This is a genomic window from Mucilaginibacter sp., assembly GCF_036383575.1.
GTDB lineage: Bacteria > Bacteroidota > Bacteroidia > Sphingobacteriales > Sphingobacteriaceae > Mucilaginibacter.
This window is the reverse complement of sequence record NZ_DASVOB010000582.1, coordinates 1-3,756: the sequence shown is the minus strand read 5'-3', so window position 1 is coordinate 3,756 and position 3,756 is coordinate 1. Positions and strand designations below refer to the sequence as shown.

5 protein-coding genes are annotated in these 3,756 nt (G+C 42.9%); 1 reads left to right on the top strand and 4 read right to left on the bottom strand.

The window, feature by feature from the left end:
• Positions 1-194: 194 nt before the first annotated feature.
• The 3 genes from nusA to VF500_RS20800 all read right to left on the bottom strand — a co-directional run bounded on the left by nusA (position 195) and on the right by VF500_RS20800 (position 2,450).
• The gene (gene nusA / locus VF500_RS20810) at positions 195-1,430 is read right to left on the bottom strand and encodes a transcription termination factor NusA (protein ID WP_110587513.1); all 1,236 of its coding nucleotides are present in this window, start codon (positions 1,428-1,430) and stop codon (positions 195-197) included.
• A 3-nt stretch (positions 1,431-1,433) separates the two neighbouring features.
• Entirely contained in the window at positions 1,434-1,898 is a 465-nt protein-coding gene (rimP, locus tag VF500_RS20805; protein WP_110587512.1) for a ribosome assembly cofactor RimP, read from the bottom strand.
• A gap of 126 nt (positions 1,899-2,024) precedes the next feature.
• Positions 2,025-2,450, bottom strand: coding sequence for a hypothetical protein (locus VF500_RS20800; protein ID WP_330861518.1), 426 nt, complete (start codon positions 2,448-2,450; stop codon positions 2,025-2,027).
• 66 nt (positions 2,451-2,516) lie between these two features.
• On the opposite strand from VF500_RS20800, the gene VF500_RS20795 reads away from it, so the two are divergent.
• On the top strand, positions 2,517-3,122 hold the full coding sequence (locus tag VF500_RS20795; protein WP_330861517.1) for a murein L,D-transpeptidase catalytic domain-containing protein: 606 nt from the start codon (positions 2,517-2,519) through the stop codon (positions 3,120-3,122).
• A 189-nt stretch (positions 3,123-3,311) separates the two neighbouring features.
• On the opposite strand, the gene VF500_RS20790 is transcribed toward VF500_RS20795, so the two are convergent.
• Positions 3,312-3,701 (bottom strand): alpha/beta hydrolase family protein, encoded by a 390-nt coding sequence (locus VF500_RS20790; protein ID WP_330861519.1) that lies wholly within the window; start codon positions 3,699-3,701, stop codon positions 3,312-3,314.
• Positions 3,702-3,756 lie beyond the last annotated feature (55 nt).

The window sequence follows — 3,756 nt, the reverse complement described above, 5'->3', positions numbered from 1 at the left end:
ATCCAGCTTGGCCATAGGATGCTTGTCAACCTTGTATCCTTTGGTAGCTAAATAATCGACAAGGGTACCCATGCCAATGTTCAGTTCTTTTACTGCTTTAATTAATTTTATGGATTTGTCTTCTGACATTTAATATTACTTACTTTCTCTGCTTATTCGGTGCAAAAATACGATTTTAATTTTGCTTATTATGCTTATTCAAACTCCGCATTCAAAATTGATAGCACTTCTTTTACCGTTTCTTCCTCTAAATCGGTACGTTTTACCAGTTCACCAACGGTTAAGGCCAGTACTGATTTTGCTGTATCCAAACCAATGCGTTTAAATTCGTCAAGGATCCAGCTATCAATTTCGTCTGAAAATTCTTCAATGTCCACATCTTCGTCATGCTCATCGGCCTCACGGTAAACATCAATTTCATAGCCAGTCAATTTTCCGGCCAGCTTAATGTTATGTCCACCACGACCAATTGCTAATGAAACCTGGTCGGGTTTTAAATACACGGCAGCCGTTTTTTTATCGTCATCTAATTTAATAGAAGTGATCTTGGCCGGCGATAATGCACGCTGGATGTATAGCTGAACGTTATTGGTAAAGTTAATAACGTCGATGTTTTCATTCTTTAATTCACGTACTATGCCGTGGATACGTGAACCTTTCATACCTACGCAGGCACCAACCGGATCGATACGGTCGTCATATGATTCAACGGCAACTTTAGCACGTTCGCCCGGTTCGCGTACAATTTTCTTGATGGTGATTAAGCCATCAAAAATTTCCGGTACTTCAAGCTCAAACAAACGCTGTAAAAATTCAGGCGCTGTACGTGAAATGATGATCTTAGGGTTACTGTTCAGCATGTCTACCTTAGATACAACAGCTTTAACGCTATCGCCTTTCTTAAAGTAGTCGGCCGGGATCTGCTCTGTTTTTGGCAGCAACAACTCGTTACCTTCGTCATCCAATACCAGCGTTTCTTTTTTCCAAACCTGGTAAACCTCGCCTGTAACAATTTCACCTACGCGGTCTTTATATTTTTTGAAGATCTCGTCTTTCTCTAATTCCAGGATCTTTGATACCAGCGTTTGGCGGGCGGCTAAAATAGCACGGCGGCCGAAGCTCTCTAAAGTGATCTGCTCAATATAATCATCACCAACTTCAAGGTCGGCGTCATATAAGTGTGCCTCGGCAAGTTCTATCTCCAGGTCGTCGTCCTCGCTAAAGCCATCTTCCATAACTTTACGAGTACGCCAGATCTCTAAGTCACCGTTGTCGGTGTTCACAATTACGTCGCAATTTTCGTCCGTACCGTACTTTTTCCTGATCATGCTTCTGAAAACGTCTTCCAGTACGCTCATCATGGTAGGGCGGTCAATGTTCTTGAAATCTTTAAATTCCTGAAAAGAATCAATTAAATTAATATTGCTCATTTTTTACTTAAATGATATTAAAACCTTTGTTTCTGTTATTTGCTCCATCGGGATAACGCTTTCAATAACCTGCGCTTTTTTCCCTTTTTCTTTTACTTTTTCTTCAATGGTGATGGCATCCTCGGTAAGGCCGGTCAATATGCCTTCGCGTTTAGCGCCATCCTTCATTTTGATGCCCAGGTTACGGCCAACATTTTTGGCGTATTGCCTTGGCGATGACAGCGGAAAATCAATACCCGGCGATGAAACCTCCAGGTTGTAAGCGGTTTCGATCACGTTTTCCTCTTCCAGATGGAAGCCAACATGCCTGCTTACCTGTACACATTCATCAATGCCGATACCGTTATCGCCATCAAGCAGTATAATGAGCTTTCCGTTCGAGTGCATTTTTATATCCACTATAAACAGGTGCGGCTTATCTGCTATTTTTTCTTCTACCAGTTGTTTTACCCTTTTTTCAATATTCATTACCCACCGGTGTTTTTGACAGAATAATTTTGATTGATAAAATAAAAGAGGGGACTAATTGCCCCCTCTTTTATTAACGGTTGCAAATATAATCAAAAATATTAAATTTTCAAGCATCAAGGTAGTTTATTGCTTAAAAATCAAATCTGTATAGTGCAAAGTTCCGGGTCTGCTGCGGCTTTTTATCAAATCGGTCAGCGTACCACCTGCCCCAAAATCATAATAACGAAAAAAGTAGGTTTGCTGTGTGCTGAACGCAGTATCTGGTGTAAAAATAACTACATTATCTTTAACTGTATATCGCCCCGGTTGTACAGGTTGCAGGTTTCGCATGCTGGTATCGGCGGGCATGCGGTAAACAGCCATCAGTGTTTGCCATGCTGTTGCCGATGAGTCGCGGCTGATCTCGCTGATAATAGCCGGATCGAATCCGGTAATTTGCAGTGCTTTTCCGTTATTAGCCGGACTGATAGTTACTAATGTTTTGGTTGATATTTCTGTACAACTGAACAAACACAATAGCAGGAGTAAGAGGGGAATATGTTTTTTCATTTGGCAAGATAGGTTTATTGTAATAAAAAGCGGATATTTCTGTTTACAACACAAAACCTGTCGCAATTGAAACTGAAGCCTTTATTCCTGTTGATATCGATATTTTTCTGCTGTGTTAAAGTTAATGCCGACGTTCCCCGGATCAACCTTGACCGCGTTAAGACAAAAGCTAAACAAAGCCTTGCATTTTGCCGGCAACGGGGGTATAACACCCGCTATTGTATTTTAATTGATATGGCCCTGCCATCGGGTGTTAAGCGTTTTATGGTGTGGGATTTCAGGAAAAACAATGTGCTGATCTCGGGCCTTGTGAGCCACGGTTGCGGCCGGAACCCATGGAGCGGCGAATGGTCAAAAGATAAACCTGCATTCAGTAACCTGGATGGCAGTCATTGTACGGCTCCCGGAAAATACCAAATTGATGGCCGGGCCTACAGCGCCTGGGGAATCCATGTAAAATATTACCTCACCGGGCTGGAAAGCAGCAACAATAATGCCTTAGCAAGGCAGATCGTTTTTCATTCCTGGGAACAAGTAGCCGAAACCGAAGTTTACCCTAAAGGGACACCTGAAGGCTGGGGTTGCCCCGCTATTTCAAATAATACTATGAAAGTTGTGGATGCTTTGTTGAAGAAACAAAAGAAGCATGTGTTGATGTGGATATATCAATAGTATAGTTTGCGACCGTGTCCCCACGGTCGCGGTGGGGTATGCAAAAATCCATGTCATTGGGAGCGGTAGCGGCAATCTCGTCGGATGCAGAGCGGATTTGCAAAGTATTTATGCACGGCTACGAGATTGCCACGTCGCCCCCTCGCTTGTCCCCCTTGCTGCTCCTCGCAATGACATTTTTTAATTACACTACTTCTTCAACGTTCCCTCAAACAATTTATAGATCCGTTTATACTCATCCGTCCAACTGCTGGGTTGTTCAAAGCCGTGATCTTCTACGGGGTACGAAGCCAACTCCCAGTTCTCTTTGTGTAGCTCTATCAGTTTTTGGGTAAGGCGAATGATATCCTGGTAATTTACATTCTGATCTATCATGCCATGCAGCATCAGCAGGTTGCCTTTTAAGCCGTTGGCAAAGTAAATAGGTGAGCTTTTACGGTAGGCTTGCTCATCAGTAAAAGGTTCGTTCAATATGTTTGAGGTATACTCATGGTTATAGTGTGCCCAGTCGGTAACGGAACGGATGGCCCCGCCTGCTGCGAAAACGTCTGGTTCGGTGAACATGCACATCAGTGTAATAAAGCCGCCATACTAGCCGCCGTATAAACCGACATGTTTAGGGTTAACGCCATAT

Coding starts and splice junctions, on each gene's coding strand:
- nusA (WP_110587513.1), bottom strand. CDS start 1,430: ATGAGCAATATTAATTTAATTGATTCTTTTCAGGAATTTAAAGATTTC.
- rimP (WP_110587512.1), bottom strand. CDS start 1,898: ATGAATATTGAAAAAAGGGTAAAACAACTGGTAGAAGAAAAAATAGCA.
- VF500_RS20800 (WP_330861518.1), bottom strand. CDS start 2,450: ATGAAAAAACATATTCCCCTCTTACTCCTGCTATTGTGTTTGTTCAGT.